The organism is Ruegeria sp. AD6 (assembly GCF_056542325.1).
Genome location: NZ_JBQFZQ010000003.1, coordinates 161,957 through 184,927, shown reverse-complemented (window position 1 = coordinate 184,927; position 22,971 = coordinate 161,957). Strand labels below are relative to the sequence as shown.

Here is a 22,971-nt window from a genome sequence, read left to right as displayed (position 1 = left end):
TCTATTTTCCACGATACACCAGCCAATCCGGCAGGTAATCTACCAACCGGACCACCCAGGAAAACGGTGCAGGAAAATCGGTGCGAAAACGACGGCGCGACATCGCTTTGATGACACGCTCTGCCGCGTCCTCAGGCGTCATCAGCATCGGCATCTTGAAGTCATTCTTCTCGGTCAGGCGGGTCTTGATGAAACCCGGATTGACGATCCGAACCGTGACCCCCGTGCCCGCCAGATCGAACCGCATCGTCTCGGCCAGCGACACCAACGCCGCCTTGCTGGCCGCATAACCCACCGCCGCAGGCAGGCCACGATAGCCGGACAAAGAGCCGATCAGAGTAATGTCCCCCCGACCTGCGCGCATGAAGCCCGGCACCGTCTCACCCAGTACCCGCAACGCGCCAGTGTAGTTCACGTCGGTCATGGCCAGAACCGCCTCGGTGTCCCAATCGGCCGAGCGCATCGGCTCATAGGCTCCGGCGTTGTAGACCAGCCCGTCGATCTCTCCGGTCTCGGCCACGGCGCGGCGTACGGCGTCCAGATCGGTCACGTCGAAGGGCACCGACCGCGCATTGGGCAGCTTGGCGCAGATTTCGGCCAGGCGGTCGGCATTGCGCGCCGACAGGATCAGATGCGCACCGTCGCGGGCCAGCCCCTCGGCCACGGCCCGGCCCAGCCCTTCGCTGGCGCCTACGATCCAATAGGTTTTTCCGTGAAAACTGCTCATCCCCGGGCCATATCTGTTGTGCTGTATCTTCTACGGTTGGGCCAAAGGGCTGGATCACGCAACCACACAGGAAACTCAGCCCAGACGTCACAGTCTAGAGCACGTGGCAAATTAATCTAATCTGATTGATCCGGCGTGAACCCTGCTACGTATCCCTTTGTAAAATGTCGCACTAAGGGGATCACATGTTCGACGAAACACGGGGCGTACGTAAGAAAATCGCAATCGTAGGTGCAGGCATTTCAGGTCTATCCGCAGCTTACTACCTTTCAGAAGACCACGACATCACAGTTTACGAGGCCGAACCCCGACTGGGGGGGCATGCCCGCACGGTCATGGCGGGAAAGAAAGGTGATCAACCGGTGGATACCGGGTTCATCGTGTTCAACTACGCGACCTATCCTTACCTGACCAAACTGTTCGACGAATTGAACGTGCCGGTCACCAAATCCGAGATGAGCTTTGGCGCAACCATCGACAACGGTCGGATCGAGTATGGGCTGAACAACCTGCGCACCCTGACCGCACAGAAACGCAATCTGGCGCGGCCGTCTTATTACAAGATGATCGCCGACATCCTGCGCTTCAGCAAAGAAGCGCCCGAGGCCGCTAAGGACGACGACACCACGATCGGAGAGCTGGTGGATCAGATGCGTCTGGGTCACTGGTTCCGCCACAACTATCTGATGCCGATGTGCGGCGCGATCTGGTCGACGCCAGTTGAATTCGTGGATCAGTTCCCAGCGCGCTCGCTGGTGCAGTTCTTCCGCAATCACGCCTTGCTGGCCAGCGGCCGCGCCAACCAGCACCAGTGGTACACGGTCAAAGGCGGCAGCATCGAGTATGTGCGTCGCATCGACGCCGCCCTGCGCGAACGGGGATGTGACATCCGTCTGGGTGCTCCGGTCGATCATGTTCAGCGTGACGACATGGGCGTTTCGGTTACAAGTCAGGGCCACACCGACCGGTTTGATGAAATCATTCTGGCCACCCATTCCGATCAGTCCCGCGCCATTCTGGGCGACAATGCCACCGCCGCCGAAGCTGCAGCATTGGAAGCGATCCGCTATCAGCCCAACAGCGCCATCCTGCATTGCGACCCCGGCCAGATGCCCAAGCGTCGTGCTTGCTGGTCCAGTTGGACCTATCGCTCGCAAGCCGGGAATGTCGGCGTCACCTATTGGATGAACCGTTTGCAGAACATTCCAGACAGCGATCCGCTGTTCGTGACGCTGAACGCGTCGTCAGAAATTCCCGCGGACAATATCTATGATCAGGTCGAGTTCGCCCATCCGGTGTTCGACAAGGCCGCCCTGAAAGCACAAGGGCAAATCCGCGAGATGCAGGGACAGAACCGGACTTGGTTCGCCGGAGCGTATAACCGGCACGGGTTTCACGAAGACGGGATTGCCAGCGCGATGCATGTCGTGGATCGCATCAAGGGCACCCCGCAAACGATCGGAGCTGACCATGGCACTTTGGAACAAGACCCGGCCATCCCTGCTGTTGCGGCTGAATAGGCGCCTCTGGCGCGCCGGGCTTTTGTCTTTGACGCTGCTGGCCCCGGTTGGGCTGGCAGCGGATCCGCTGTCGCGCGAATTGAAAGACCCCAAGCAGATCGGCAGCGGGACCTTTCGGTTTCTGGGTCTGCCGCTTTACGACGCGAAACTCTACACCCCCGGCGGGGCCGCGTTTAACTGGGCCGAGGATTTTGGCCTGCAACTGACCTACCGCAAGAACCTAAAACAAAAGGCACTTGTGGAATCGACGCTGGAAGAGATGGCCCGTCAGGGCAACCCACAGCCCACACAGGCACAGCTTGAAGCCTGTTTTCAGGCCGTCAGCAAAGGTGACAACTATCTGGCGATCTCGGAAGGGCCCAACAAGGTCGGGTTCTGGCGCAATGGTACCCAAACCTGCACGCTGGCGAGTACCGACATCAAGAAATCCTTCATGTCGATCTTTCTGGGCGACAACACCCGGTCGGCCAGCTTTACGCAGAGTTTGAAGGGTCGGTGATGCTGTACCCCCGTGTCAGCCTCTATGCGCTGATGCTCGCTGCGGCGGGTATTCCGCTTTATATTCACCTGCCGCGCTTTGCGGCGGTGAATCTGGGCATTGGCCTTGGGGTGATCGGTACGGTCTTGCTGGTGATCCGACTGGTCGATCTGGTGCAGGACCCGCTGATCGGCTGGGCCATCGACCGCTGGCCGGGGGGGCAGCTTTTGTTCGCAGCTTTGGCCGCGTTGGGATTGGCCATCGGCTTTCCCTTGCTGTTTGGCCTGCCCGAAGGCGCAAGCGTCACAGCCCTGATCACGGTTCTGATCCTGCTGTTTTCGGCCTACAGCCTGGGCACAATCCTTCTATACGGCCGCAGCGCGACGCTTGCGAAAAAGGCTGACGCGAAAGAACTGATGACACTCGCCGCCTACCGCGAAGGCGGGCAACTGACGGGCGTGGTCATCGCGGCCAGCGCGCCAGCCCTGTTCGTGGCCTTGGGTGCATCAGCGCAAGGTTACCCCGCTTTCGGGCTGTTTCTCGGCCTGTTGGCGCTGTTGACCCTGGTTCTGACAATACCGATCTGGCGGCGCACGCCGATCACCGGTCAGGGCCTGTCCTTCGCCGGTCTTGGGCAGGCCGGAGCGCTGAGACTGCTGGCATTGGCACTGGTCAACAGCCTTCCGGTCGCCATCACCTCAACGCTGTTCCTGTTCTTTGTCGAAGATCGCCTGCAACTGGCCGGCAAGGCGGGGCCGCTGCTGATCCTGTTCTTCCTCAGCGCGGGCGCAAGCGTGCCGCTTTGGGCCAAGCTCAGCAACCGGATCGGCCCGAAAAAGACCCTGATCATCGCCATGCCGCTCTCGATCGCGGGCTTCATCGGTGCCGCAACGCTATCCGCCGGAGACCTCACCGGTTTCGCCATCATCTGCATCGCATCCGGCGCGGCGCTTGGGGCGGATATGGTGGTGCTGCCCGCCATGTTCTCGGTCGTGCTGACGCGCGCGGGGCTGAACGCCTCGGCCGCGTTTGGCATCTGGTCATTCGCTGGCAAGCTGGGCCTTGCGCTCGCTGCCTTTTTCACTCTGCCGCTTCTGGAACGCAGCGGCTTTACACCCGGTCAAACCAACAGTGCCGAGGCGTTGAACACGCTCAACCTCGCCTACGCCGTGCTGCCCTGCATCCTAAAGCTTGGGGCGTTCGGGATGGTTCTGACCCTTCCTACGGAGGTTACAGCCAAATGAATACGCTTATCGTGTTTCTGCTCGCCATCCTCGCTGTTCTTGCGGCCCGGGGCCGGTTTCTGAGCTTTCGGTCCCAATCGCCTGCCGATTACACGGGCACCGGCCCGGATTTCTCGCTGAAGAAACACCTCAATGGCGAGATCCTGTCCGAAGGCTTGATCTATGGCCCCAATGGCAAGATGTCGAACAGCTTCGTGGCGCGCATGGTCGGCGAATGGGACGGCAACTCAGGCACATTGGCGGAATGGTTCACCTATTCCAACGGCAAGCAGATGACCCGCAAATGGTATCTGACTATGGGCACCGGCAACACTTTCATCGCCACGGCAGATGACATTGTGGGGGAAGGAAAAGGTGAAATCTCGGGCTCAACCGTCAAGCTGACCTACAGGATCATCCTGCCCGAAGATGCGGGCGGTCACACGCTGGATGTGACCGACTGGATGTATCTGACCGAAAATGGCGCGATCATGAACCGATCCGAAATGCGCAAATTCGGCATCAAAGTGGCCGAGCTGGTCGCGACCATGCGCCCTGCACCCGAGATCAAGACCACGCATCTGTCCGGCACAAACGGCTATGATGCCGACGCGGACGGCAGGCTGTTGCAATGATCCGTATCCGCGCGCTCATATCCATTGCCGCGATCGCCTGTCTGTTGGTGCTGGCGGCGTGCTCGGCCAAACCGAGGGTTCCCAAATCCTTCCTGTCGGATCGCGAGTTGAACCTTGAGGAGTTTTTCGAAGGCAAAACCGTTGCCTACGGTCAGTTTCAGGACATCCTCGGCAACGTCCCGCGCCGCTTTACCGTTGATATCGACGGCACCTGGGACGGAGAAACGCTCACCTTGGTCGAAGATTTCGTCTATGATGACGGCTCGACCGAGCAGCGTATCTGGACCCTGACCAAAACCGGCGCCGATACCTGGACCGGCACCGCCCCCGGCGTGCTTGGCACCGCTGAAGGGATCGAGCGCGGTGACACCTTCAACTGGAAATACAAGATCGACCTGCCGATCAAGGACGGCTCCATGCGCGTGAAGTTCGACGACTGGATGTGGCTGCTGGAAGATGACCGCCTGCTGAACCGCGCCTATGTCTCACGCTTCGGGATCCGCATCGGAGAGGTCATCCTGTTCTTCGAAAAGAAGTAGTTCGAGGGTTGGGATGCGCCTACATCCGACCCCAACGGTCTTTTGCATATTTCTATGCGGTTCCATACCGCTTGATTGCAGCTGACGCGGGAAAATCCCGCCTGTTCAAGCTTGCCTTGCGGAAAAAGTGGTGAGCCGTGCAGGATTCGAACCTGCGACCCACTGATTAAAAGTCAGTTGCTCTACCAACTGAGCTAACGGCCCACTCTTTCGTTGGATCTTGACGATCCGTGGCGCTCTGTAAGGCAATTACCCGACCGGGTTCAAGCCCTTATTTTGCGCCTCGTTTCGCCGGTTTAATCAGTGTTTCCCGCGACCCGATAGGCGGCCTAATTAGGCAGGTGGCGCGGGGGGGTCAACCCCTTTTTTCAGGAATCTGCGCGACAGGGTGGATTCATGTTCAGAGCAACGTTATATGCCCGCCATGCAACAGATAAGCGATACCGGTTTGCCCTTTATGAAGATGCACGGGCTGGGCAATGACTTTGTCATTGTGGATGCGCGCGCGCATGCCGTTCCGATCAGCGCGGAATTGGCCAGGGGAATCGGGCATCGTCAGTTTGGCGTCGGATTCGACCAGTTGGCCGTGATCGAAACCGGCCCAGCCGACGCACATCTGGTATTTTACAACGCGGACGGCTCGACCTCGGCCGCCTGTGGGAACGCCACCCGCTGTATCGCCCGGTTTCTGATGGAGGAAAGCGGGAAATCCGATCTGACGCTGACGACTGAACGGGGCACATTGTTGGCCAAAGAGGCCGGGAACGGCCTGACCTCGGTCAATATGGGGCAACCTCAGCTGGAGTGGCACGACGTCCCGCTGGCGGAAGAGATGGACACTCTGGAACTGCCCATAGAAGGCGCGCCAACGGCGACCGGCATGGGCAACCCGCACTGCACCTTCTTTGTGGAAAACGCCGAAGCGATTCCCTTGACCGAGTTCGGGTCGCGCTACGAACACCACCCTCTCTACCCGAAACGCACCAATGTTCAGGTTGCTCAGGTGATCGGGCCGGATCATATCCGTATGCGCGTCTGGGAACGCGGTGTGGGCATCACGCTGGCCTCTGGCTCATCCTCTTGCGCCACAGCGGTTGCGGCTGCCCGGCGGGGCCTGACCGGGCGCAAGGTGCAGATCGAACTGGACGGCGGCACCATCTGGATCGACTGGCGCGACGATGGTGTCTGGATGACCGGACCAACAGCCCATGTATTCTCGGGCACCCTGACGCCCGAATTCATAAGGTCGCTGGGATGAGCGCCCCGAAATTCACCACGCTGGGCTGTCGCCTGAACGCCTATGAGACCGAGGCGATGAAAGAGCTGTCGCAACAGGCGGGGCTGACCGATGCGGTGGTCGTGAACACCTGTGCTGTGACGGCCGAGGCCGTGCGCAAGGCCCGGCAAGAGATTCGCAAGCTGCGCCGGGAAAACCCAAACGCCCGCCTGATCGTCACCGGTTGCGCGGCACAGACCGAGCCTGAGACCTTTGCCCAAATGGAAGAGGTCGACGCAGTCATCGGCAATACCGAGAAAATGCGGCCCGATACCTGGAAGGGTATGGCGGCCGATTTCATTGGCGAAACCGAAACAGTGCAGGTCGATGACATCATGTCGGTCACTGTAACCGCTGGCCACCTGATCGACGGTTTCGGAACCCGATCCCGCGCTTATGTGCAGGTCCAGAACGGATGCGACCATCGCTGCACCTTCTGCATTATCCCCTATGGCCGCGGAAACTCGCGCAGTGTCCCTGCGGGCGTGGTTGTCGATCAGATCAAGCGGCTGGTGGACAAAGGCTATAATGAGGTCGTCCTGACAGGCGTAGACCTCACCTCGTGGGGGGCCGACCTGCCGGCGCAGCCCAGGCTGGGCGATCTGGTGATGCGCATCCTCAAGCTGGTGCCAGACCTGCCCCGCTTGCGGATCAGTTCGATCGATTCCATCGAAGTGGACGAGAACCTGATGCAGGCCATCGCGACCGAGCCGCGCCTGATGCCGCATCTGCATCTGTCGCTGCAACATGGCGACGATCTGATCCTGAAACGCATGAAACGCCGCCACCTGCGCGACGACGCCATCCGCTTCACCGAAGAGGCCCGCAAGCTGCGCCCGCAGATGACCTTTGGCGCAGACATCATCGCAGGTTTCCCGACCGAGTCAGAGGCGCATTTCGAGAACTCGCTGAAACTGGTCGCTGATTGCGATCTGACCTGGCTGCACGTCTTCCCCTACTCCAAACGCGACGGCACCCCGGCGGCCCGCATCCCGCAGCAGGTCAACGGCAACATCATCAAAGACCGCGCCGCCCGCCTGCGCGCCGCAGGTGATGCGCAGGTCACCCGGCACCTGTCAGACCAGATCGGCAAAACCCATCACATCCTGATGGAAAACCCCCATATGGGTCGGACCGAACAATTCACCGAGGTCGCCTTCAACGCGCCTCAGCCCGAAGGCCAGATCGTGACGGCAACAATCACCGGGCAGACCTCGGGCCAACTCACGGTCTGATCCCCCCTTCTTCTGTTCGAAAATACCTCGGGGTGAATTGGCCACAGGCCAAGAGGGGCTGGCCCCTTCTGGCGACCTCAAAAAGAAACCCCCGCAACCTTAGGGCGCGGGGGTTCTTGTGTCAGTATTCCGAAAAGGATCAGTCCTCGTTGCGAAGCTTACCCTTGTGCGGCGCCCACAGACGCTTGTTCACCAGGTACAGCAGCACCGACAGAACGGTCAGGAAGATCACGCCGACAAAACCGGCATTCTTGCGATCCATCATCTTGGGCTCGGCGGCCCACATCAGGAAGGCGGCAACGTCCTCGGACATGGCTTCGACAGTGGCCGGGTGGCCATCGGCAAACTCGACCTGATCTTCCGAAATCGGCGGGGCCATCGAAATCCAGCCGCCGGGGAAGGCCTTGTTTTCGTACAGGATGGTGCCTGCTTCTTCCTTCTCTTCGCCAGTATAGCCATCCAGCAGCGAGGCGATGTATTCCGCGCCGCCCATACCTTTGACCAGCTGGTTGATGCCCAGGCCATAAGGACCATGGAAGCCCGCACGCGCCTTGGCCATCAGGCTCAGGTCGGGTGCGCCAACCGCGTCATTGACCGGGAAATGGTCGGTCGGGATCGCCGGGCGGAAATCGTCCAGCTCGGGGTCGAAGACCTCGAAATTGTCGGCCGCGTAGGTGATGACCTGCTCTTCCGAATAACCCAGCGCTTCCAGATCGCGCAGGGGCACATATCTCAGCCCGTGACAGGCTGCGCAAACCTCGGTGTAGACCTGAAGGCCGCGCTGCAGCTGGTTCTGATCCCAGGTTCCGAACGGACCCTCGAACGAGAAGTCGAAATCCTCGATATGCTGCTCGCCGCCACCTGCCGCAAAGGATGCAGCAGGGGTCAGAGCGAGGGCAAACGCGGCGCCGATTGCAAGTTTCTTGAACATGTTTCCGGTCCCTCTTCTTACTCGGCCGGCGTGGCTTCGGCGTCAGCCTTGCCATAATGCGCGTTGAAGTCTTCTTCGATGGTCTCGGGCTGCGGCAGCGGCTTCTCGATCACCCCAAGGATTGGCAGGATCACGAAGAAATAAGCGAACCAGTAGGCCGATGCGATCAGCGAGAAGGTCGCATAGGGCTCTTCCGCGGGCATCGCACCCAGCCACATCAGGGCGAAGAAATCGATGATCAGCAGGTAGAACCACCATTTGAACATCGGACGGTATTTGCCCGAACGCACGGTCGAGGTGTCCAGCCAGGGTGCCAGAGCCATCGCCAGGATCGCACCGAACATCGCGACCACACCAAAGAACTTGGCGTCGACGATGCCGCCGGTGATGAAGCTGGCGAATTGCACGACCCAGACCTCGCCGGTGAAGGCCCGCAGGATCGCGTAGAACGGCAGGAAGTACCATTCGGGCACGATATGCGCAGGTGTAACCAGCGGGTTGGCTTCGATGTAGTTATCCGGGTGGCCCAGGTAGTTCGGCATAAAGCCGACAATGGCCCAGAACACGACCAGAATAACCGCCAGCGCGAACAGGTCCTTGATCACGAAGTAAGGCCAGAAGGGCAGCGTGTCCTTGTCGGCCTCGGCTTTCGAGCCACGACGCACTTCAACACCTGTGGGGTTGTTGTTGCCGGTGGTGTGGAAGGCCCAGATATGCACGATGACCAGCGCCGCGATGATGAACGGCAGCAGATAGTGCAGCGAAAAGAAGCGGTTCAGCGTGGCGTTATCCACCGCCGGTCCGCCCAGCAGCCAGGTCTGCAGCGCATCACCCACAAACGGGATGGCGCCAAACAGGCCGGTGATCACGGTCGCACCCCAGAAGGACATCTGACCCCAGGGCAGAACATAGCCCATGAAGGCGGTGCCCATCATCATCAGATAGATCAGCATCCCGATGATCCACGTGATCTCACGCGGGGCTTTGTACGAGCCGTAGAACAGGCCGCGGAACATGTGAATATAGACCGCAACAAAGAACAGCGACGCGCCGTTCATGTGCAGGTAGCGGATGAAGTAGCCGCCATTCACATTGCGCATGATGTGCTCGACACTGGCAAAGGCCAGATCGACATGCGGGGTGTAGTGCATCACCAGGATGATGCCGGTGACGATTTGCAGCGCCAGGCAGAACGCCAGAACGATGCCCCAGATCCACCACCAGTTCAGGTTCTTGGGGGTGGGAATCATCAGGGTGTCATACAAAAGGCCGACGATGGGCAGGCGGCTGTGCAGCCACTTTTCGCCGTTTGACTTCGGCTCGTAATGATCGTGGGGAATTCCGGACATAAGTTGGGTCTCCCTTAGCCGAGTTTGAGGGTTGATGCGTCCACCCATTCAACGGGCGGAATCGGCAGGTTCTCAGGCGCGGGGCCTTTGCGGATCCGGCCAGCCAAATCGTAGTGCGAGCCGTGGCAGGGGCAGAACCATCCACCGAAATCACCGGCGTCGCCCAGCGGAACACAGCCCAGGTGGGTGCAAACGCCCATCTGCACGATCCAGGCACCCGGGGCTTCGCCTTCGGGCGAGGGCAGCACGCGGTTGGCGTCGGTTGCGGGCGCATCCGCGTTCAGGTTGAAGTTCCGGGCCAGCGGGTCGGGCAGGTTGCCAACCGCTTCCTCATCCTGTTGCTGCGCTTCGGCAATCTCGGCACCGGTGCGGTGGCGGATGAACACGGGTTTACCCAGCCATTTCACGGTCAACTGTGTGCCCGGCTCAACCCCGCTGACATCTGTACGGATCGAGGACAGGGCCTGCACATCCGCCGACGGGTTCATCTGGTTGATCAGGGGCCATACGGCTGCACCTGTCGCAACGACTCCTGCGCCGCCAGCGACGTAATAGAGGAAATCTCTGCGGGTGCCTTCGTGGTCTTCTGCGTGGGACACGAGGTTATCTCCGGTTTTCTGGCGCCCGCGGACGGGCAAATAGCTCGCGCACCGCACGAATGCGGTGTCTTAACCGCGCTGTCTATCGACGCAAATAGCGTTCGTCCAGCGGTCATAAACGCGCAATACGCCGCATCTGTGCTATTTGTCACAATGCATCGGGTATTTTTGGTGATTCAAGCCCACATCTTTTCCGATCATCCCGAATCGGCGGGGTTTGATTCGATGGTCAGGGACACATCCCCGCTATGCCTGACCCAAGCGGATTCGGGGCACATCTTCCGGCAGAAGATTGATGCCACGTCATGCAATATCCATGACGGCAGAGCCGCATTGTTCCGCGACAAATGACACCTCTGAAATAGACCATTTGTTCAGTGGGATAGCGGTCTTTTTGCTGTTGAATCCTGTGCCTGAATGCCGGACATCCCGGTCTGCGCGAACGCCGATCAGGAGACCCCGATGTCAAAAACCCCCTTGGCCGCCGTTCTGTTAACGATTGCACTGTCCACCCAAACCGCCGCCGCAGGCGATCCCGCCAAAGGCAAGCAGCTTTATAACCGCTGTTCTTCGTGCCACGCGATCATCAAAGATGGCGAGGTTCTGGAGAAAGGCGGCATCACCGGACCGAATCTCTATGGCGTCGTGGGCCGCGTCGCCGGGTCCGAGACCGATTATCTGAATGGCAGCGAGCGCCTGCCCATCGGCATGTTCACCGACGATATGATCCGGGCGGGCGAACAGGGGCTTGTCTGGACCGAGGAAAACATCGCGGTCTATTCAAAGGACCCGATCGGTTTCATTCAGGAGTTTCTGCAGGACGATACCGCCCGCCCCAACATGAGCGTCAAGCTCAGGAAAGGGGCCGAAGACATCGCCGCCTATCTGGCAACCTTCAGCGACTAGGGGCGCGGGTCGCCCTCAGCCTTGCGGGCGGGTGGCGACCATACTGGGCCGCTCGCCAAACTCGGCAAACCAGGCCGCAAGCGCATCATTGCCCTTGCGCCAGCCGCGCACATCGTGGCGCAAATCAAGATAACCCAGCGCACAGCCGACAGCCACTTGCCCCATATCCAGCGGGCCGGACAGATGCGCCATCCAGCGCTGGTTCAGGGCGGCACAGGCCCGGTCGATCTTGACCCATTGCGACTCGGTCCAGTCGTCCCATTGCTTGTCTTCGGGGCGCAACCGGTCTTCGTAGGTCATCAACAGGGCCGCATCCAGAATACCATCTGCCAGCGCCTCAAGCGTCAGTACATCCCAGCGGCGCGCGCCATCGGGATAAAGCCGCCCTCCGGCGCGGGCATCCAGAAACGCGCAGATCACCCGACTGTCGAACAGGGTTGGCCCATCCGGGCGTTCCAACGCCGGAACCTTGGTCAGAGGGGCCTTGCTGATCAAAGATGCCGCCGGTGAAATCGGCGTACTGGCCACCGTCTCAAGCTCGACATCCTCCAGCTGATCCGTTTCGTGCAGCAGCACCATGACTTTGCGCACATAAGGCGAGGTCAGACTGTGATAGAGTTTCATTCGCACGCTCCCTGATTGCGCCGACCTTACAACAAGGGCGAAAAAACAAAAGCGGTCAGTCGTCTGACGGCTTGGCCCCGCGCATCAGCGTCTGCAGCACCTGCAACTCGGACCCAATCCCTGACGCGATGTGATCGGACGCCTGCATCCGCACATCATCGGGTTTGTTCTGGTTCAGCTTCCAGGTACCCTGAATGTCATCGATCCGCATCCGACAGGGCACAATCATCCGCATCATGCGATCCAGCGCCTCATCGGTCATCTTGTCGGTACGCCACGGCGGCTTCGGACGCAGCCGATCTTCGTAGAACGCCGACTGCCGGTCCAACAGATCGCGCAATTCCTGCGGCGGGCGCATCTCAAGAACGCCGGTCAGATGGGCGGCCACATAATTCCAGGTCGGCACCTGATCCGCGATCCCGTACCAGTCGGGTGACACATACCCATCCGGCCCCGATACCGCGATTCGCGCCGTCACAGGCTGCTTCAACACCCGCACAATCGGGTTCGAGCGGACTAGATGCAGCTCGGCCACCGCCCCGTCTTCGGACAGCAAAAACGGAACATGGCTTACAATCGGCGCGCCATCGGTCGAGATTGCCAACACGCCAAAGGCCCTATCACGGGCAAACGCAATATGACGCGCGCGGTCCTCGGCGCGGAAGGCGGGGTTCGGGTGCATGGCATTCCTCCTGCCAAATCTCTTGCAGAAGGGGCCCGATCTATGCAAGGTCCGTCTCGTTCTCAGGGCGGGGTGAAATTCCCCACCGGCGGTATGCGGGCAATGACCCGTAAGCCCGCGAGCGGCTTCGGATCATCCGGGGTGACAAGCAGATCTGGTGAGAGGCCAGAGCCGACGGTTAAAGTCCGGATGAAAGAGAACGTGCAGCGTGCCGCCTCGGCGCGTCTGCTCGTGATCGCCTTGGGTGACGTGTCTGTCTACTTAAGGAGGTCCAAATGACACACACCCGCTATGCTTTCATCAAAGCCAATTGGCATTCCGATATCGTCGACCGCGCGCTTGACGGCTTCTTTGAGCTCATCCCAGCCGAACAGGTCGACGTCTACGACGCCCCCGGCGCGTTCGAAATGCCCCTGCTGGCGCGCGATCTGGCCCAAACCGGCCAATATGCCGCGATCGCCTGCGCCGCCTTTGTCGTCGATGGCGGCATCTACCGGCATGATTTCGTGGCACAAGCCGTGGTGGACGGCCTGATGCGCGCAGGCCTGGATACCGGCGTCCCGATCCTGTCGGTCTCACTCACCCCGCACCAATATCAGGAAACCGACCACCACAACGCCATCTACCGCGCGCATTTCGTCGAAAAAGGCCGCGAAGCCGCACAAGCCGCGCTCAAGATAACCGCGACGCGCGCGACCATCGCAAAAGCCGCCTGATCCTTCTTCTGTTCAAAAATACCTCGGGGGAGTCGCGCTTGCGCGACGGGGGCAGAGCCCCCTCCCCGACCCCAAGAAGCAAATCCGCTTGAGGCCAAAGGCCCACAAGGCTAATCACTTCGCTCAAAGGAGCACGCCCATGTCGATGAACAGCTTTGGACACCTCTTCCGCGTCACCACCTGGGGTGAAAGCCACGGCCCCGCTTTGGGCGCCACTGTTGACGGCTGCCCGCCAGGCGTCACAATCGATGAGGGCATGATTCAGCACTGGCTGGACAAGCGCAAACCGGGGCAGAACAAATTCACCACCCAACGGCGCGAGCCCGATCAGGTGAAAATCCTCTCCGGCGTGTTCGAAGGCCAGACCACCGGCACCCCTGTCCAGCTGATGATCGAGAACACCGATCAACGCTCGAAAGACTACGGCGACATCATGGACAAGTTCCGTCCGGGCCATGCCGATATCACCTATTGGCAGAAATACGGCATCCGCGATTATCGCGGTGGCGGGCGCAGCTCAGCCCGCGAAACCGCGTCGCGTGTTGCCGCCGGTGGCTTGGCACGAGAGGCCATCAAACAGATCGCGCCCAATGTGCAGATCACCGGCTACATGACCCAGATCGGCCCGCACAAGATCGACCGCGCCAATTTCGACTGGTCGCAGATCGAACAGAACCCGTTCTGGACGCCCGACGCCCAAGCGGCCGGGGACTGGGCCGCCTATCTGGACGACCTGCGCAAATCCGGCAACTCGGTCGGTGCGGTGGTCGAGGTTATGGCGCGCGGCGTTCCCGCCGGGCTGGGCGCACCGATTTACGCCAAGTTAGACACTGATCTGGCCGCTGCAATGATGTCGATCAACGCTGTCAAGGGCGTCGAGATCGGTGAAGGCATGGCCGCCGCTGAACTGACCGGCGAGGCCAACGCGGACGAGATCTTCATGGGCCAGAACGGCCCGCAATACAGCTCAAACCACGCGGGCGGCATTCTGGGCGGTATCTCGACCGGGCAGGACATTGTGGTGCGGTTTGCGGTCAAACCGACCTCGTCGATCCTGACCACCCGCAAGACCATTACCAAATCCGGTGAGGAGACCGAGATCATCACCAAAGGCCGCCACGACCCCTGCGTCGGTATCCGCGCGGTTCCCGTGGGTGAGGCGATGATGGCCTGCGTCATCCTCGACCACTTGCTGCTGCATCGGGGTCAGATCGGCGAGAATCGTGGACATATCGGCTGATCTGTGCGCCCGTCTGCGGGGCATCGTCGCGCAGCGCATGCAGGCCGACCCGGCGCATGATCTGGCGCATCTGGATCGCGTCTGGAGCAATGCGCGGGCCATCGCCGATGAACAGACAGACATGCAGGTCCTTCTGGCCGCCTGCTATCTGCACGATCTAGTCAACCTGCCCAAGAACGATCCGAACCGGCACCTCGCCTCTCGTCTGTCCGCGCAGGAATCAGAGCCTATTTTGGGTGATCTGGGCTTTGATGCCGCGTCGATCCGCGCCACCCAGCACGCGATTGAGGCCCACAGTTTCTCGGCCAACATCCCCCCGCGCACTGCCGAGGCCCGCATCCTGCGCGACGCAGACCGGCTGGACGCACTGGGCGCGATTGGCATCGCCCGCACCTTTGTTGTTGCTGGCGCGCTGGGCCGCGACCTTTATGATCCCGATGATCCCTTTGCCGAAGCGCGCGCGCTGGACGATCTGAAATTCTCGCTCGACCACTGGAAAGTCAAACTGCTGACCCTGCCTGCCGATATGCTGACCCCTGCCGGGCGGGCGCTTGCACAGGAACGGGTGTCACAGATGCTTGAGTTTCTGGATGCCTTCGCGGATGAAATCGGCCACCCCGTTCCCGATCACTGGAATTCCGCCTGATTGGTACAATCCCGTCGTTGATCTTTCGCCGCCAAAGGCGCAGGGTCCCGGCCAATGGCACAATCCTTAACATCGCATCGACCCATGCTTGCCGTGGGTTTGAAACTGGCTGCGCTGATGCTGTTCACCTCGATGTCGGCACTGGTCAAAGCCCTGTCCGAGGATTTCCCGCCGGGTGAGCTGGTCTTTTTCCGCTCGCTCTTTGCCATTCCGGTCATCATCATCTGGCTGATCTGGCGGGGCGAACTGGCGCAAGGTTTTGTCGTCAAGAAACCCATGGGCCATTTCTGGCGCGGCGTTCTGGGCACCAGCGCCATGGGGCTGACGTTCACCGGCCTCAGCCTTCTGCCCCTGCCCGAGGTCACGGCCATCGGCTATGCCACCCCGATCTTCACCCTGATTCTGGCCGCGCTGATGCTGGGCGAACGCATCCGCATGATCCGAATCGGAGCGGTGGCGCTGGGCCTGCTGGGGGTCCTGATCATGATCTGGCCCCGGCTCGGCAGCACTCAGATGGAAGTCACTGCTACCATTGGTGCTCTTTGCGTGCTGGGGGCTACTATGGCCCGTGCCTTCGTGCAGATTCATATTCGGCAACTGGTCAAAGTCGATCACCCTGCGGCCATTGTGTTCTACTTTTCCATGACCGCGACGCTGTTATCTGCGCTGACGGCCTTCTGGGGGTGGGCCATGCCAACCCTGAATCAGGCTCTGATACTGGTCATTATGGGGCTGATTGGGGGGGTCGCGCAGATTCTGGTGACCTCGTCCTATCGGTTCGGGCAGGCCTCGATGCTGGCGCCGTACGATTATTCGACCATGCTGTTTGCGATTTTCATCGGCTATGTCTGGTTCGATGAGTTGCCAACAGTCGCCATCCTGATCGGCGCAGCGCTGGTGATCGCAGGCAATGTCGTCGTGATCTGGCGCGAGCATCAATTGGGGCTAGAGCGCGGCAAGGCGCGATCCGTCACCGACCCCAAAGCGTGACTTTACCTTTCGCAAACTTCGCCTAGGTTGGGCGCGACAGTCAAAGAGGGTTTCCCATGAGCGACGCACAGGATCACAAGGAAAAGATGCAGCAGGTGCAGGCCAAGCACCGCAAGAAAGTGTCCGAGGCGGTTGATCCGGGGCGCGGGCTGGTGCTGATCAACACCGGCAAGGGCAAGGGCAAATCCTCGGCCGCGTTTGGTGTGGTGATCCGGGCGCTGGGCTGGGGTCAGACAGTCGCGGTGGTGCAATTCATCAAGGGTAAGTGGAAGACCGGTGAACGCCGGTTTTTTGAAGACCGCGATCTGGTCACATGGCACACGATGGGCGAAGGTTTCACCTGGGATACGCAGGACCGCGAGCGTGACATTGCCGCCGCCACCGCCGCCTTTGACAAGGCTTGCGATCTGATGGCCAGCGGTGAATATGATCTGGTCGTGCTGGACGAAATCAACATCGCCCTGCGCTATGAATACCTGTCGGTTGAGCGTGTGATCGAGGGGCTGAAGGCACGGTCCGACAAGACCAGCGTCTTCCTGACCGGTCGCGACGCCCCGCAAGCGCTGCGCGACTATGCCGATCTGGTCACCGAAATGACCGAGGAAAAACACCCGTTTCAGGCTGGTATCAAAGCCCAGCGCGGCGTGGACTTTTAGGAATGGTCAAGGTGGGCGTCGCCATACCCACCTTAACCTGCGCGCTTGCCTGACAGGTTTTCAAATACGTAGCGCACAGACTTGCGGCGGCTTGCGGCGCTCTCTGGCAGAGTGTCGTCTTTTCCCGCCGCATCGCGGGCAGCCTTGCGGTTCTTTTGGTCCACGTAAGCCGTGTAGTCGGTGTCGCAGCAGCTGCACCCACAGGCAGTGGCGGCATCGTGCCGGGCAATGATCTCGTCCATCTTTTCGCGCATACCGAAGCCCTGCGATTGTCTCGTTTCCGAGGCGGCGGCAGGCCCTCACTGTGTCACGCGCTAAGCCCGCAAACCGCCCCGAAACCCTGTGCTGGATAATACATCATCTGGCGTTGATCTATATCTGATTATTTTAGTCAGGCAATTCAAGCCAAAAAAATGCGCCCACGAATTTCTTCGGGGCGCAAGTTACGGGGAAGATAGGATCAGATGGCCCGGTCACGCGGATCCAGCGTTACCGACCATAGCTCGGTATCCGCACGGTCCATCAGGCGAACGGTCATTTGCTGCGTTGAACCGTCGATATCCACGAGGCCAAAGAACTGCAGACCCGCACTGGGGGGCAGGTTCACCCCTTGATCTTCGGTCGGAGCTTTGACGAATTTCACCTCGGGCCCGAAGGTTCCGTCCAACGCGTTCGGACCAAAGGTCCCAGCGTGCAGGGGGCCCGAAACAAACTCCCAAAACGGTTCAAAATCCTGAAATTGGGCTTTGTTAGGGTCGTAGTAGTGCGCCGAGGTGTAGTGAACATCTGCTGTAAACCAGACCGTGTTCGTGATGCCCGCCGTCTTGATGAAACGCAGCAGATCGGCGATCTCCAACTCGCGACCCTTGGCCGGCCCACTGTCACCGTTCGAGATCGCCTCCGCTCCGGCCTGTTCCTTCCAATTGTCCCAGACGATCAACCCGATCGGCATGTCCGAGGCAATCACCTTCCAGGTGGCTTGCGAGGCTGCAAGTTCGCGTTTCAGCCAAGCCAGTTGCGCGGCACCCAGAATGCGGGACTGATCGGTGATTTCATCCTCCATCGCAGGTCCGTTGGGGCCGCGATAGCTGCGCAGATCCAGGAAAAACACATCCAGCATCGGACCGTATGAGATCTTGCGATAGACGCGACCGGGCTCAGCCGGGGTTATGCGCAGCGGTGTCATCTCGTGAAACGCCCGTCCGGCGCGGGCTTGCAGCACATGCACCGATTTCTCGGAATACCGATCATCCGAGATCAGGTCCTTGGCGTCCGACCAGTTGTTGACAACCTCGTGGTCATCCCACTGGAAGAAGGTGGGGCAGACGGCGTTCATGGCGCGCACGTGCTCGTCCATCATGTTGTATTTCCACTGGGCGCGGAATTCGTCCAGCGTCTCGGCAACCTTGCGCTTTTCGTCGATCAGGGTGGCGTTCTTCCAGATCACCTGCCCGTCCTTTTCGACCTCGTCCTGCATCGGGCCGTCGGCATAGACCGTATCGCCGGAATGGATGAAAAAGTCAGGCCGGTGCTGCGCCATGGTCGCATAGGTGCGCATCCCGTCATCATCAATCCCCCAACCCTGACCTGCGGTGTCGCCGGACCAGGCAAATCGAATGTTGCGGCGCGCGGACGGAGCGGTGCGGAATTGCCCAATAACAGGCTCTGATACGGTATTGATTTCGCTTAGATCGGCGGCGACAAACCGATAGAAGATATCCTGATCCGCTGGCAGCCCGTCGATCAGGCGTTTGACCGCGAAGTCTCCGTTCGGGATTGCATCCAATGGCGGCAATCGGCGGGCATCGGCAAAGCTCTCGGTGGTCGAGACCTCCATCATCACGCGCGCAGGCCGGTCGGTGCGAGTCCAGACCATGCCCGAGCTTGCATCCACGTCACCCGACTGAACACCATGTGTGAAAACGGGTCGCGACGCGGCGCGGCTGATGGCAGGCATGGCCAGCGACGCAGCAAATGCAGTGCTGCCAGCCAGAAATGTGCGGCGGGTCGGGCGAATAATCTTGGTCATCTCGGGGCTCTCCTGTCTGGTGATCGTCTCAAAGATCACGCGATTGGTGAACCGATAAGAACCGCCCGTTTGTAAAACGCGCGGCTCAGTTTCTTGACAGTATCACGATGATACTATGACAGCTGTGGATAATTTTCAGGCGGCAACACCCTGTTCAGGCGCGCTGAGCGAGATCACCAGCACCACCGCAGCACCGTTCAGCCAGTAAAAGACGGCATCCAGACCCGAAAACCCGAAAAGGCTGGGGGCGAACAGGAAGGTGATGCCGACGATAAGGTCCACGGCCAGATGGAACTTATAGCTCAGGACACGCCAGACCCCCAGGTGATGGTCGGTAAGCACGGTCAGGACAAAGGCCGCGACCCCGGTGATAACCGACAACCACAAAGCCATGGGGTTGGACTGACCCAGCCCCAGAACAAAGGGCAGCACGATCAGCGCCAGCGCGACGGGGTAGTCCAGATAGGCGTGAATGTTACGAGTTACAAAACGAAGAGACATCGGAAGATCCTTTTCTTGCTTGGGATAATCCGAAGATAAGGCAGTGAAAGCGGACGTATCAGTTCGGTTCGTTCAGGTCTTTTTGCAGATCGTACAAATGCGCCGGTCGATCAGTGCATCGCCCGATAGGCCGCGGGGGAAACGCCGACCTGCTTCTTGAACACCCGCGAAAATGCCGCCTCGGACGCGTAACCGACCTCGGCCGCCGCATCCGCCACGTTCCAGCGGCTTTCCGTCAACCCGTGGCAGGCGATCTGCATCCGCCACGAGGTCAGGTATTGCATCGGGGTCGTTTCCATCTTCTCGGCAAATAACTGGGCAAAGGCAGTGCGTGACATCCCGGCTTCGCGGGCCAGAGTCTCGACACTCCATTCCTGTGCGGGGCCGTGGTGAAAGGCGGTCAGAGCGCGGGATATGCGGGGGTCGGCAAATCCGGCCAGCGCCGTATCGGTCGGGCTCTGGCATTCCAGATAGGCGCGGATTGCCTGGGCAAACAGGACCTCGGACAGTTTCAGCGCGATCAGGTCACCGCCGATCCGTGCGCCGCCCACTTCGGACCCGATCATGCGCAGCGTGGCCTCGATCCAGGCCCCGGCTTCTTCGCCATAATTCTCGATCAGAATGTAGGGCGGCAGCCGGTCGATCAGCATATGCCCAGTGCCGCGTCGCCCCGGCGGACCAGTGAACGAGAAATGGCCGCAGATCAATTGCGTATCGCGGCTTTTGTCCTCGCCACCATAAACCAGAACGCCGTCACCCTGATACCCGGCGTCCTCCAGCACCTGCTCCAGCGGCAGGGCGTCCAGCGGATTGACCTCATTGCACAGCAGCGCATGGGCCGCGCCGTGCGGGATCAGAATCAGATCGCCTTGCTTCAAACGCAAGGTTTCGCCCGTGTTAGAGACAAAAACCTTCAACTCCCCACGCTGCACAAAGTGAAACCGGGCCACGTTTTCGAACGCGGGCACCTGAATACCGAAAGGCGGCGTGAAAGAGGTGCGGAAATAGAACGTCCCCCGCAGGGACAGACGGGTGAGGATATCGCTGAGCAGGTCCAACATGAATGTAACGTAACCCCACCTGCGCTTTCGTCCAGCCATCTGAACGATCTGCACAATGTCTTGAACGGCAGGCAAAGAAAAAACCCCGCGCAAGGCAGGGGTTTGGAGTTCAGGATCTGCGCAGATCAGGCGCGGACAAGCTTTTCGTAATCTTCGGCAATCTCGCGGGTCAGATCGCCCACTTTGAACGTATAGTCACCAATCTGCCCGACCGGAGTGACCTCGGCAGCCGTACCGGTCAGCCAGCATTGTTCGAAATCGGCCATTTCCTCGGGCTTGATGCGGCGTTCGTGGACGGTGATGCCCTTGTCTTTCAGCATCTGGATCACGGTCTGGCGGGTGATGCCGTTCAGGAAGCAATCGGCCAGCGGGGTGTGCACCTCTCCGTCCTTGACGAAGAACACATTCGCGCCGGTCGCCTCGGCCACGTAGCCGCGCCAATCCATGAACAACGCGTCCGAACATCCCTTGGCCTCGGCCTTGTGCTTGGAGATGGTGCAGATCATGTAAAGACCCGCCGCTTTGGCGTGAACCGGGATGGTTTCCGGGCTGGGGCGTTTCCATTCCGCGATGTCCAGCTTGGCGCCCTGCATCTTGGCGTCGCCGTAATAGGCGCCCCAGGGCCAGACCGCGACGGCCATGCGAACCGGGTTCTTGGCCGAGGCCACGCCCATATCCTCGCCCGAGCCCCGCCAGACCAGCGCGCGGACATAGGCGTCCTGCAAGCCGCTGGCTTTCAGCGCCTCGTCCTTGGCGGCCTCGATCTGATCGACGTCATAGGGCATCGGCATATCCAGCGCCTCGGCCGAGGCGATCAGACGCTCGGAATGTTCGCGGCTTTTGAAGATCTTGCCGTTATAGGCGCGCTCGCCCTCGAACACGGATGAGGCATAGTGCATCGCGTGGGTCAGCAGGTGCACATTGGCCTCGCGCCAGGGCACCAGTTCACCATCCATCCAGATGACACCGTCACGATCATCGTACCCCGCCATGCGAAACCTCCTGAACCGGGTTGAATTTTCGATTGTTGCGCTATTTAGGTCCGAAGCGGACACATTCTTGCGCAAAAACTGCGATTCGATACCTGTCCGCCCTTGGAATGTCAATAAGGCTGACATAAACTGAGCATTGTGTAACGAATGAGGCAAGATATGTCCGAAATCCGCCCCGCCCCGATGTTTGGGGGCGAAAGCCTGTTGTTTCTTACGGATGAGCAGTTGCGACAGGGGATCGAGGCCATGTTTTTCGCCTATCGCGGCTTTACCGCCGATCCTGACCGCATCCTGTCCGAGATGTCCTATGGCCGCGCGCACCACCGGGCGATTCACTTCGTCAATCGCGCGCCGGGGACCACGGTGAACAACCTGCTGGCCATTCTGGGGGTGACAAAACAATCCCTGAACCGGGTGCTGCGGACGCTGATCGAGGATGGCATGGTCGAAAGCCGGGTGGGTACCGCCGACAAGCGCGAGCGGCACCTGTTTCTGACCGAAAAGGGCCGCGCGCTGGAGGCCACGCTGTCCGATGCCCAGCGCGCCCGGATGCGTGCGGCATATAAGGACGCAGGCCCCGAAGCGGTGGCCGGTTTTCGTAAAGTGCTTGAAGCGATGATGGATGCTGATATGCGTCATGCGTATACGAAGTTGCGGGATACGACCTCATGAGCGATATGGACGCCCATCTGCTGATCGTCGACGATGACGAGCGCATTCGCGATCTGTTGAAGAAGTTCCTGATGCGGAACGGGTTTCTGGTAACCGCCGCCCGCGACGCGGCCCATGCGCGCCGGGTGCTGTCGGGGCTGGATTTCGACATGATCGTGCTGGACGTGATGATGCCGGGCGAGGATGGCGTGAGCCTGACAAAGGCGCTGCGCGAAACCCATGCGACTCCGATCCTGCTGCTGACCGCGCGGGGTGAAACCGAGCACCGGATTGCCGGGCTTGAGGCCGGGGCGGATGATTATCTGGCCAAGCCGTTCGAGCCAAAGGAACTGCTGCTGCGCATCAACGCCATTCTGCGGCGGATGCCGGAAACGCCAGCCCAGGATACCGCGGCAAAAATCCTGACGCTGGGCCCGATCCGTTATGACATCGAACGTGGTGAGATGTGGCAGGGCGAAGACCCGGTGCGTCTGACCGCAACGGAAAGCCAGTTGATGAAGATCTTCTCGGCCCAGCCGGGGGAACCGATCAGCCGCGCGAAGCTGGTCGAGGATCTGGGCCGCGACAAGGGGCAAGCGCAGGAACGCGCGGTGGACGTGCAGATCACCCGGTTGCGTCGGAAGATCGAACAGGATCCGAAGCAGCCCAGATACCTGCAGACGGTTCGGGGTGCTGGTTACATGCTGGCGCCGGATTGAATAGGCCGCTGCGCGGCGATTTTATGCCTTCGGCGAAGGTATTTTT

26 protein-coding genes, 1 tRNA gene and 1 riboswitch are annotated in these 22,971 nt (G+C 60.2%); of the genes, 15 read left to right on the top strand and 12 right to left on the bottom strand.

The genetic code is table 11. The features are described from left to right. Position 1 precedes the first annotated feature (1 nt). Positions 2–727 (bottom strand): SDR family NAD(P)-dependent oxidoreductase, encoded by a 726-nt coding sequence (locus tag ACR0KJ_RS09575; protein WP_170453527.1) that lies wholly within the window; start codon positions 725–727, stop codon positions 2–4. A 185-nt stretch (positions 728–912) separates the two neighbouring features. Here ACR0KJ_RS09575 and ACR0KJ_RS09570 point away from each other — a divergent pair, with 185 nt between their 5' ends. The 5 genes from ACR0KJ_RS09570 to ACR0KJ_RS09550 are packed head-to-tail and all read left to right on the top strand — an operon-like array spanning position 913 to position 5,122. Continuing rightward, positions 913–2,247 (top strand): FAD-dependent oxidoreductase, encoded by a 1,335-nt coding sequence (locus ACR0KJ_RS09570; RefSeq protein ID WP_170453526.1) that lies wholly within the window; start codon positions 913–915, stop codon positions 2,245–2,247. Further along, the gene (locus ACR0KJ_RS09565; RefSeq protein WP_480626529.1) at positions 2,198–2,746 is read left to right on the top strand and encodes a hypothetical protein; all 549 of its coding nucleotides are present in this window, start codon (positions 2,198–2,200) and stop codon (positions 2,744–2,746) included. Before ACR0KJ_RS09570 ends, ACR0KJ_RS09565 begins: the two co-directional genes overlap by 50 nt. Then, on the top strand, positions 2,746–3,969 hold the full coding sequence (locus ACR0KJ_RS09560) for an MFS transporter (protein WP_170453525.1): 1,224 nt from the start codon (positions 2,746–2,748) through the stop codon (positions 3,967–3,969). The genes ACR0KJ_RS09565 and ACR0KJ_RS09560 overlap by 1 nt, the downstream gene beginning before the upstream one ends. Beyond that, complete coding sequence (locus ACR0KJ_RS09555) at positions 3,966–4,583, top strand: DUF3833 domain-containing protein (RefSeq protein ID WP_170453524.1); 618 nt, start codon at positions 3,966–3,968, stop codon at positions 4,581–4,583. Before ACR0KJ_RS09560 ends, ACR0KJ_RS09555 begins: the two co-directional genes overlap by 4 nt. Beyond that, entirely contained in the window at positions 4,580–5,122 is a 543-nt protein-coding gene (locus ACR0KJ_RS09550) for a DUF3833 domain-containing protein (protein ID WP_480626528.1), read from the top strand. The genes ACR0KJ_RS09555 and ACR0KJ_RS09550 overlap by 4 nt, the downstream gene beginning before the upstream one ends. A gap of 128 nt (positions 5,123–5,250) precedes the next feature. Here ACR0KJ_RS09550 and ACR0KJ_RS09545 read toward each other — a convergent pair. Beyond that, a tRNA-Lys gene (locus tag ACR0KJ_RS09545) sits at positions 5,251–5,326 on the bottom strand. 211 nt (positions 5,327–5,537) lie between these two features. Between ACR0KJ_RS09545 and dapF the strand changes: the two genes are divergently transcribed. Together dapF and mtaB are read left to right on the top strand one after the other, a co-directional pair. Then, positions 5,538–6,380, top strand: coding sequence for a diaminopimelate epimerase (gene dapF, locus ACR0KJ_RS09540; protein ID WP_480626527.1), 843 nt, complete (start codon positions 5,538–5,540; stop codon positions 6,378–6,380). Continuing rightward, on the top strand, positions 6,377–7,633 hold the full coding sequence (gene mtaB / locus ACR0KJ_RS09535) for a tRNA (N(6)-L-threonylcarbamoyladenosine(37)-C(2))-methylthiotransferase MtaB (RefSeq protein ID WP_480626526.1): 1,257 nt from the start codon (positions 6,377–6,379) through the stop codon (positions 7,631–7,633). The genes dapF and mtaB overlap by 4 nt, the downstream gene beginning before the upstream one ends. Positions 7,634–7,772: 139 nt before the next feature. On the opposite strand, the gene ACR0KJ_RS09530 is transcribed toward mtaB, so the two are convergent. The 3 genes from ACR0KJ_RS09530 to petA are packed head-to-tail and all read right to left on the bottom strand — an operon-like array spanning position 7,773 to position 10,512. After that, entirely contained in the window at positions 7,773–8,564 is a 792-nt protein-coding gene (locus tag ACR0KJ_RS09530; RefSeq protein WP_170453477.1) for a cytochrome c1, read from the bottom strand. Between the two features lie 17 nt (positions 8,565–8,581). Continuing rightward, positions 8,582–9,913, bottom strand: a complete 1,332-nt coding sequence (gene petB / locus ACR0KJ_RS09525) for a cytochrome b (RefSeq protein WP_170453476.1) — start codon at positions 9,911–9,913, stop codon at positions 8,582–8,584. Positions 9,914–9,927: 14 nt separating this feature from the next. Then, a complete protein-coding gene (petA, locus tag ACR0KJ_RS09520) occupies positions 9,928–10,512 on the bottom strand; it encodes a ubiquinol-cytochrome c reductase iron-sulfur subunit (RefSeq protein ID WP_480626525.1) in 585 nt (194 codons plus the stop codon). A 462-nt stretch (positions 10,513–10,974) separates the two neighbouring features. Here petA and ACR0KJ_RS09515 point away from each other — a divergent pair, with 462 nt between their 5' ends. Beyond that, positions 10,975–11,418, top strand: a complete 444-nt coding sequence (locus ACR0KJ_RS09515) for a c-type cytochrome (RefSeq protein WP_170623358.1) — start codon at positions 10,975–10,977, stop codon at positions 11,416–11,418. 15 nt (positions 11,419–11,433) lie between these two features. Here the strand turns inward: ACR0KJ_RS09515 and ACR0KJ_RS09510 are convergent, their stop codons facing one another. Together ACR0KJ_RS09510 and ACR0KJ_RS09505 are read right to left on the bottom strand one after the other, a co-directional pair. Continuing rightward, on the bottom strand, positions 11,434–12,042 hold the full coding sequence (locus ACR0KJ_RS09510) for a glutathione S-transferase (RefSeq protein ID WP_480626524.1): 609 nt from the start codon (positions 12,040–12,042) through the stop codon (positions 11,434–11,436). 55 nt (positions 12,043–12,097) lie between these two features. Beyond that, complete coding sequence (locus ACR0KJ_RS09505; protein ID WP_170453472.1) at positions 12,098–12,724, bottom strand: FMN-binding negative transcriptional regulator; 627 nt, start codon at positions 12,722–12,724, stop codon at positions 12,098–12,100. A gap of 54 nt (positions 12,725–12,778) precedes the next feature. Beyond that, a riboswitch (FMN riboswitch) is annotated at positions 12,779–12,929 on the top strand. Between the two features lie 70 nt (positions 12,930–12,999). Here ACR0KJ_RS09505 and ACR0KJ_RS09500 point away from each other — a divergent pair. From ACR0KJ_RS09500 to cobO, 5 genes are all read left to right on the top strand, one after another. Beyond that, a complete protein-coding gene (locus ACR0KJ_RS09500; protein ID WP_170453471.1) occupies positions 13,000–13,440 on the top strand; it encodes a 6,7-dimethyl-8-ribityllumazine synthase in 441 nt (146 codons plus the stop codon). A 139-nt stretch (positions 13,441–13,579) separates the two neighbouring features. Then, positions 13,580–14,680 (top strand): chorismate synthase, encoded by a 1,101-nt coding sequence (aroC, locus tag ACR0KJ_RS09495; protein ID WP_170453470.1) that lies wholly within the window; start codon positions 13,580–13,582, stop codon positions 14,678–14,680. Then, on the top strand, positions 14,664–15,326 hold the full coding sequence (locus tag ACR0KJ_RS09490) for an HD domain-containing protein (RefSeq protein WP_480626523.1): 663 nt from the start codon (positions 14,664–14,666) through the stop codon (positions 15,324–15,326). The genes aroC and ACR0KJ_RS09490 overlap by 17 nt, the downstream gene beginning before the upstream one ends. Positions 15,327–15,380: 54 nt before the next feature. Further along, positions 15,381–16,316, top strand: coding sequence for a DMT family transporter (locus ACR0KJ_RS09485; protein WP_170453468.1), 936 nt, complete (start codon positions 15,381–15,383; stop codon positions 16,314–16,316). A gap of 56 nt (positions 16,317–16,372) precedes the next feature. Further along, positions 16,373–16,972 carry a cob(I)yrinic acid a,c-diamide adenosyltransferase gene (gene cobO / locus ACR0KJ_RS09480; protein ID WP_170453467.1) on the top strand — a complete coding sequence of 200 codons (600 nt, stop codon included), beginning with the start codon at positions 16,373–16,375 and terminating at the stop codon, positions 16,970–16,972. A 32-nt stretch (positions 16,973–17,004) separates the two neighbouring features. Here cobO and ACR0KJ_RS09475 read toward each other — a convergent pair whose 3' ends face one another. From ACR0KJ_RS09475 to ACR0KJ_RS09455, 5 genes are all read right to left on the bottom strand, one after another. Continuing rightward, entirely contained in the window at positions 17,005–17,226 is a 222-nt protein-coding gene (locus tag ACR0KJ_RS09475) for a hypothetical protein (RefSeq protein ID WP_170453466.1), read from the bottom strand. Between the two features lie 206 nt (positions 17,227–17,432). Beyond that, a complete protein-coding gene (locus ACR0KJ_RS09470; RefSeq protein ID WP_480626522.1) occupies positions 17,433–19,001 on the bottom strand; it encodes an alkaline phosphatase D family protein in 1,569 nt (522 codons plus the stop codon). A 135-nt stretch (positions 19,002–19,136) separates the two neighbouring features. Beyond that, positions 19,137–19,502 carry an SPW repeat domain-containing protein gene (locus ACR0KJ_RS09465; protein ID WP_170453465.1) on the bottom strand — a complete coding sequence of 122 codons (366 nt, stop codon included), beginning with the start codon at positions 19,500–19,502 and terminating at the stop codon, positions 19,137–19,139. Between the two features lie 110 nt (positions 19,503–19,612). Continuing rightward, on the bottom strand, positions 19,613–20,563 hold the full coding sequence (locus ACR0KJ_RS09460) for an AraC family transcriptional regulator (RefSeq protein ID WP_170521083.1): 951 nt from the start codon (positions 20,561–20,563) through the stop codon (positions 19,613–19,615). 125 nt (positions 20,564–20,688) lie between these two features. Then, positions 20,689–21,555, bottom strand: coding sequence for a branched-chain amino acid aminotransferase (locus ACR0KJ_RS09455; RefSeq protein WP_170453463.1), 867 nt, complete (start codon positions 21,553–21,555; stop codon positions 20,689–20,691). 159 nt (positions 21,556–21,714) lie between these two features. On the opposite strand from ACR0KJ_RS09455, the gene ACR0KJ_RS09450 reads away from it, so the two are divergent. Both ACR0KJ_RS09450 and ACR0KJ_RS09445 read left to right on the top strand, forming a co-directional pair. Then, positions 21,715–22,227 carry a MarR family transcriptional regulator gene (locus tag ACR0KJ_RS09450; RefSeq protein ID WP_170623372.1) on the top strand — a complete coding sequence of 171 codons (513 nt, stop codon included), beginning with the start codon at positions 21,715–21,717 and terminating at the stop codon, positions 22,225–22,227. Then, positions 22,224–22,925: a response regulator gene (locus ACR0KJ_RS09445; RefSeq protein WP_170453461.1), complete on the top strand. Its 702-nt coding sequence runs from the start codon at positions 22,224–22,226 to the stop codon at positions 22,923–22,925. The genes ACR0KJ_RS09450 and ACR0KJ_RS09445 overlap by 4 nt, the downstream gene beginning before the upstream one ends. Positions 22,926–22,971 lie beyond the last annotated feature (46 nt).

Excerpts from the sequence above, each read along its gene's own strand:
- mtaB (WP_480626526.1), top strand. The coding sequence starts at position 6,377 with ATGAGCGCCCCGAAATTCACCACGCTGGGCTGTCGCCTGAACGCCTAT.
- ACR0KJ_RS09565 (WP_480626529.1), top strand. The coding sequence starts at position 2,198 with ATGGCACTTTGGAACAAGACCCGGCCATCCCTGCTGTTGCGGCTGAAT.
- ACR0KJ_RS09465 (WP_170453465.1), bottom strand. The coding sequence starts at position 19,502 with ATGTCTCTTCGTTTTGTAACTCGTAACATTCACGCCTATCTGGACTAC.
- ACR0KJ_RS09575 (WP_170453527.1), bottom strand. The coding sequence starts at position 727 with ATGAGCAGTTTTCACGGAAAAACCTATTGGATCGTAGGCGCCAGCGAA.
- ACR0KJ_RS09510 (WP_480626524.1), bottom strand. The coding sequence starts at position 12,042 with ATGAAACTCTATCACAGTCTGACCTCGCCTTATGTGCGCAAAGTCATG.
- ACR0KJ_RS09555 (WP_170453524.1), top strand. The coding sequence starts at position 3,966 with ATGAATACGCTTATCGTGTTTCTGCTCGCCATCCTCGCTGTTCTTGCG.
- cobO (WP_170453467.1), top strand. The coding sequence starts at position 16,373 with ATGAGCGACGCACAGGATCACAAGGAAAAGATGCAGCAGGTGCAGGCC.
- petB (WP_170453476.1), bottom strand. The coding sequence starts at position 9,913 with ATGTCCGGAATTCCCCACGATCATTACGAGCCGAAGTCAAACGGCGAA.
- ACR0KJ_RS09530 (WP_170453477.1), bottom strand. The coding sequence starts at position 8,564 with ATGTTCAAGAAACTTGCAATCGGCGCCGCGTTTGCCCTCGCTCTGACC.
- ACR0KJ_RS09475 (WP_170453466.1), bottom strand. The coding sequence starts at position 17,226 with ATGCGCGAAAAGATGGACGAGATCATTGCCCGGCACGATGCCGCCACT.
- ACR0KJ_RS09515 (WP_170623358.1), top strand. The coding sequence starts at position 10,975 with ATGTCAAAAACCCCCTTGGCCGCCGTTCTGTTAACGATTGCACTGTCC.
- dapF (WP_480626527.1), top strand. The coding sequence starts at position 5,538 with ATGCCCGCCATGCAACAGATAAGCGATACCGGTTTGCCCTTTATGAAG.
- ACR0KJ_RS09470 (WP_480626522.1), bottom strand. The coding sequence starts at position 19,001 with ATGACCAAGATTATTCGCCCGACCCGCCGCACATTTCTGGCTGGCAGC.
- ACR0KJ_RS09485 (WP_170453468.1), top strand. The coding sequence starts at position 15,381 with ATGGCACAATCCTTAACATCGCATCGACCCATGCTTGCCGTGGGTTTG.
- ACR0KJ_RS09455 (WP_170453463.1), bottom strand. The coding sequence starts at position 21,555 with ATGGCGGGGTACGATGATCGTGACGGTGTCATCTGGATGGATGGTGAA.
- ACR0KJ_RS09570 (WP_170453526.1), top strand. The coding sequence starts at position 913 with ATGTTCGACGAAACACGGGGCGTACGTAAGAAAATCGCAATCGTAGGT.
- ACR0KJ_RS09500 (WP_170453471.1), top strand. The coding sequence starts at position 13,000 with ATGACACACACCCGCTATGCTTTCATCAAAGCCAATTGGCATTCCGAT.
- ACR0KJ_RS09560 (WP_170453525.1), top strand. The coding sequence starts at position 2,746 with ATGCTGTACCCCCGTGTCAGCCTCTATGCGCTGATGCTCGCTGCGGCG.
- aroC (WP_170453470.1), top strand. The coding sequence starts at position 13,580 with ATGTCGATGAACAGCTTTGGACACCTCTTCCGCGTCACCACCTGGGGT.
- ACR0KJ_RS09550 (WP_480626528.1), top strand. The coding sequence starts at position 4,580 with ATGATCCGTATCCGCGCGCTCATATCCATTGCCGCGATCGCCTGTCTG.
- ACR0KJ_RS09450 (WP_170623372.1), top strand. The coding sequence starts at position 21,715 with ATGTCCGAAATCCGCCCCGCCCCGATGTTTGGGGGCGAAAGCCTGTTG.
- ACR0KJ_RS09460 (WP_170521083.1), bottom strand. The coding sequence starts at position 20,563 with ATGTTGGACCTGCTCAGCGATATCCTCACCCGTCTGTCCCTGCGGGGG.
- ACR0KJ_RS09445 (WP_170453461.1), top strand. The coding sequence starts at position 22,224 with ATGAGCGATATGGACGCCCATCTGCTGATCGTCGACGATGACGAGCGC.
- ACR0KJ_RS09505 (WP_170453472.1), bottom strand. The coding sequence starts at position 12,724 with ATGCACCCGAACCCCGCCTTCCGCGCCGAGGACCGCGCGCGTCATATT.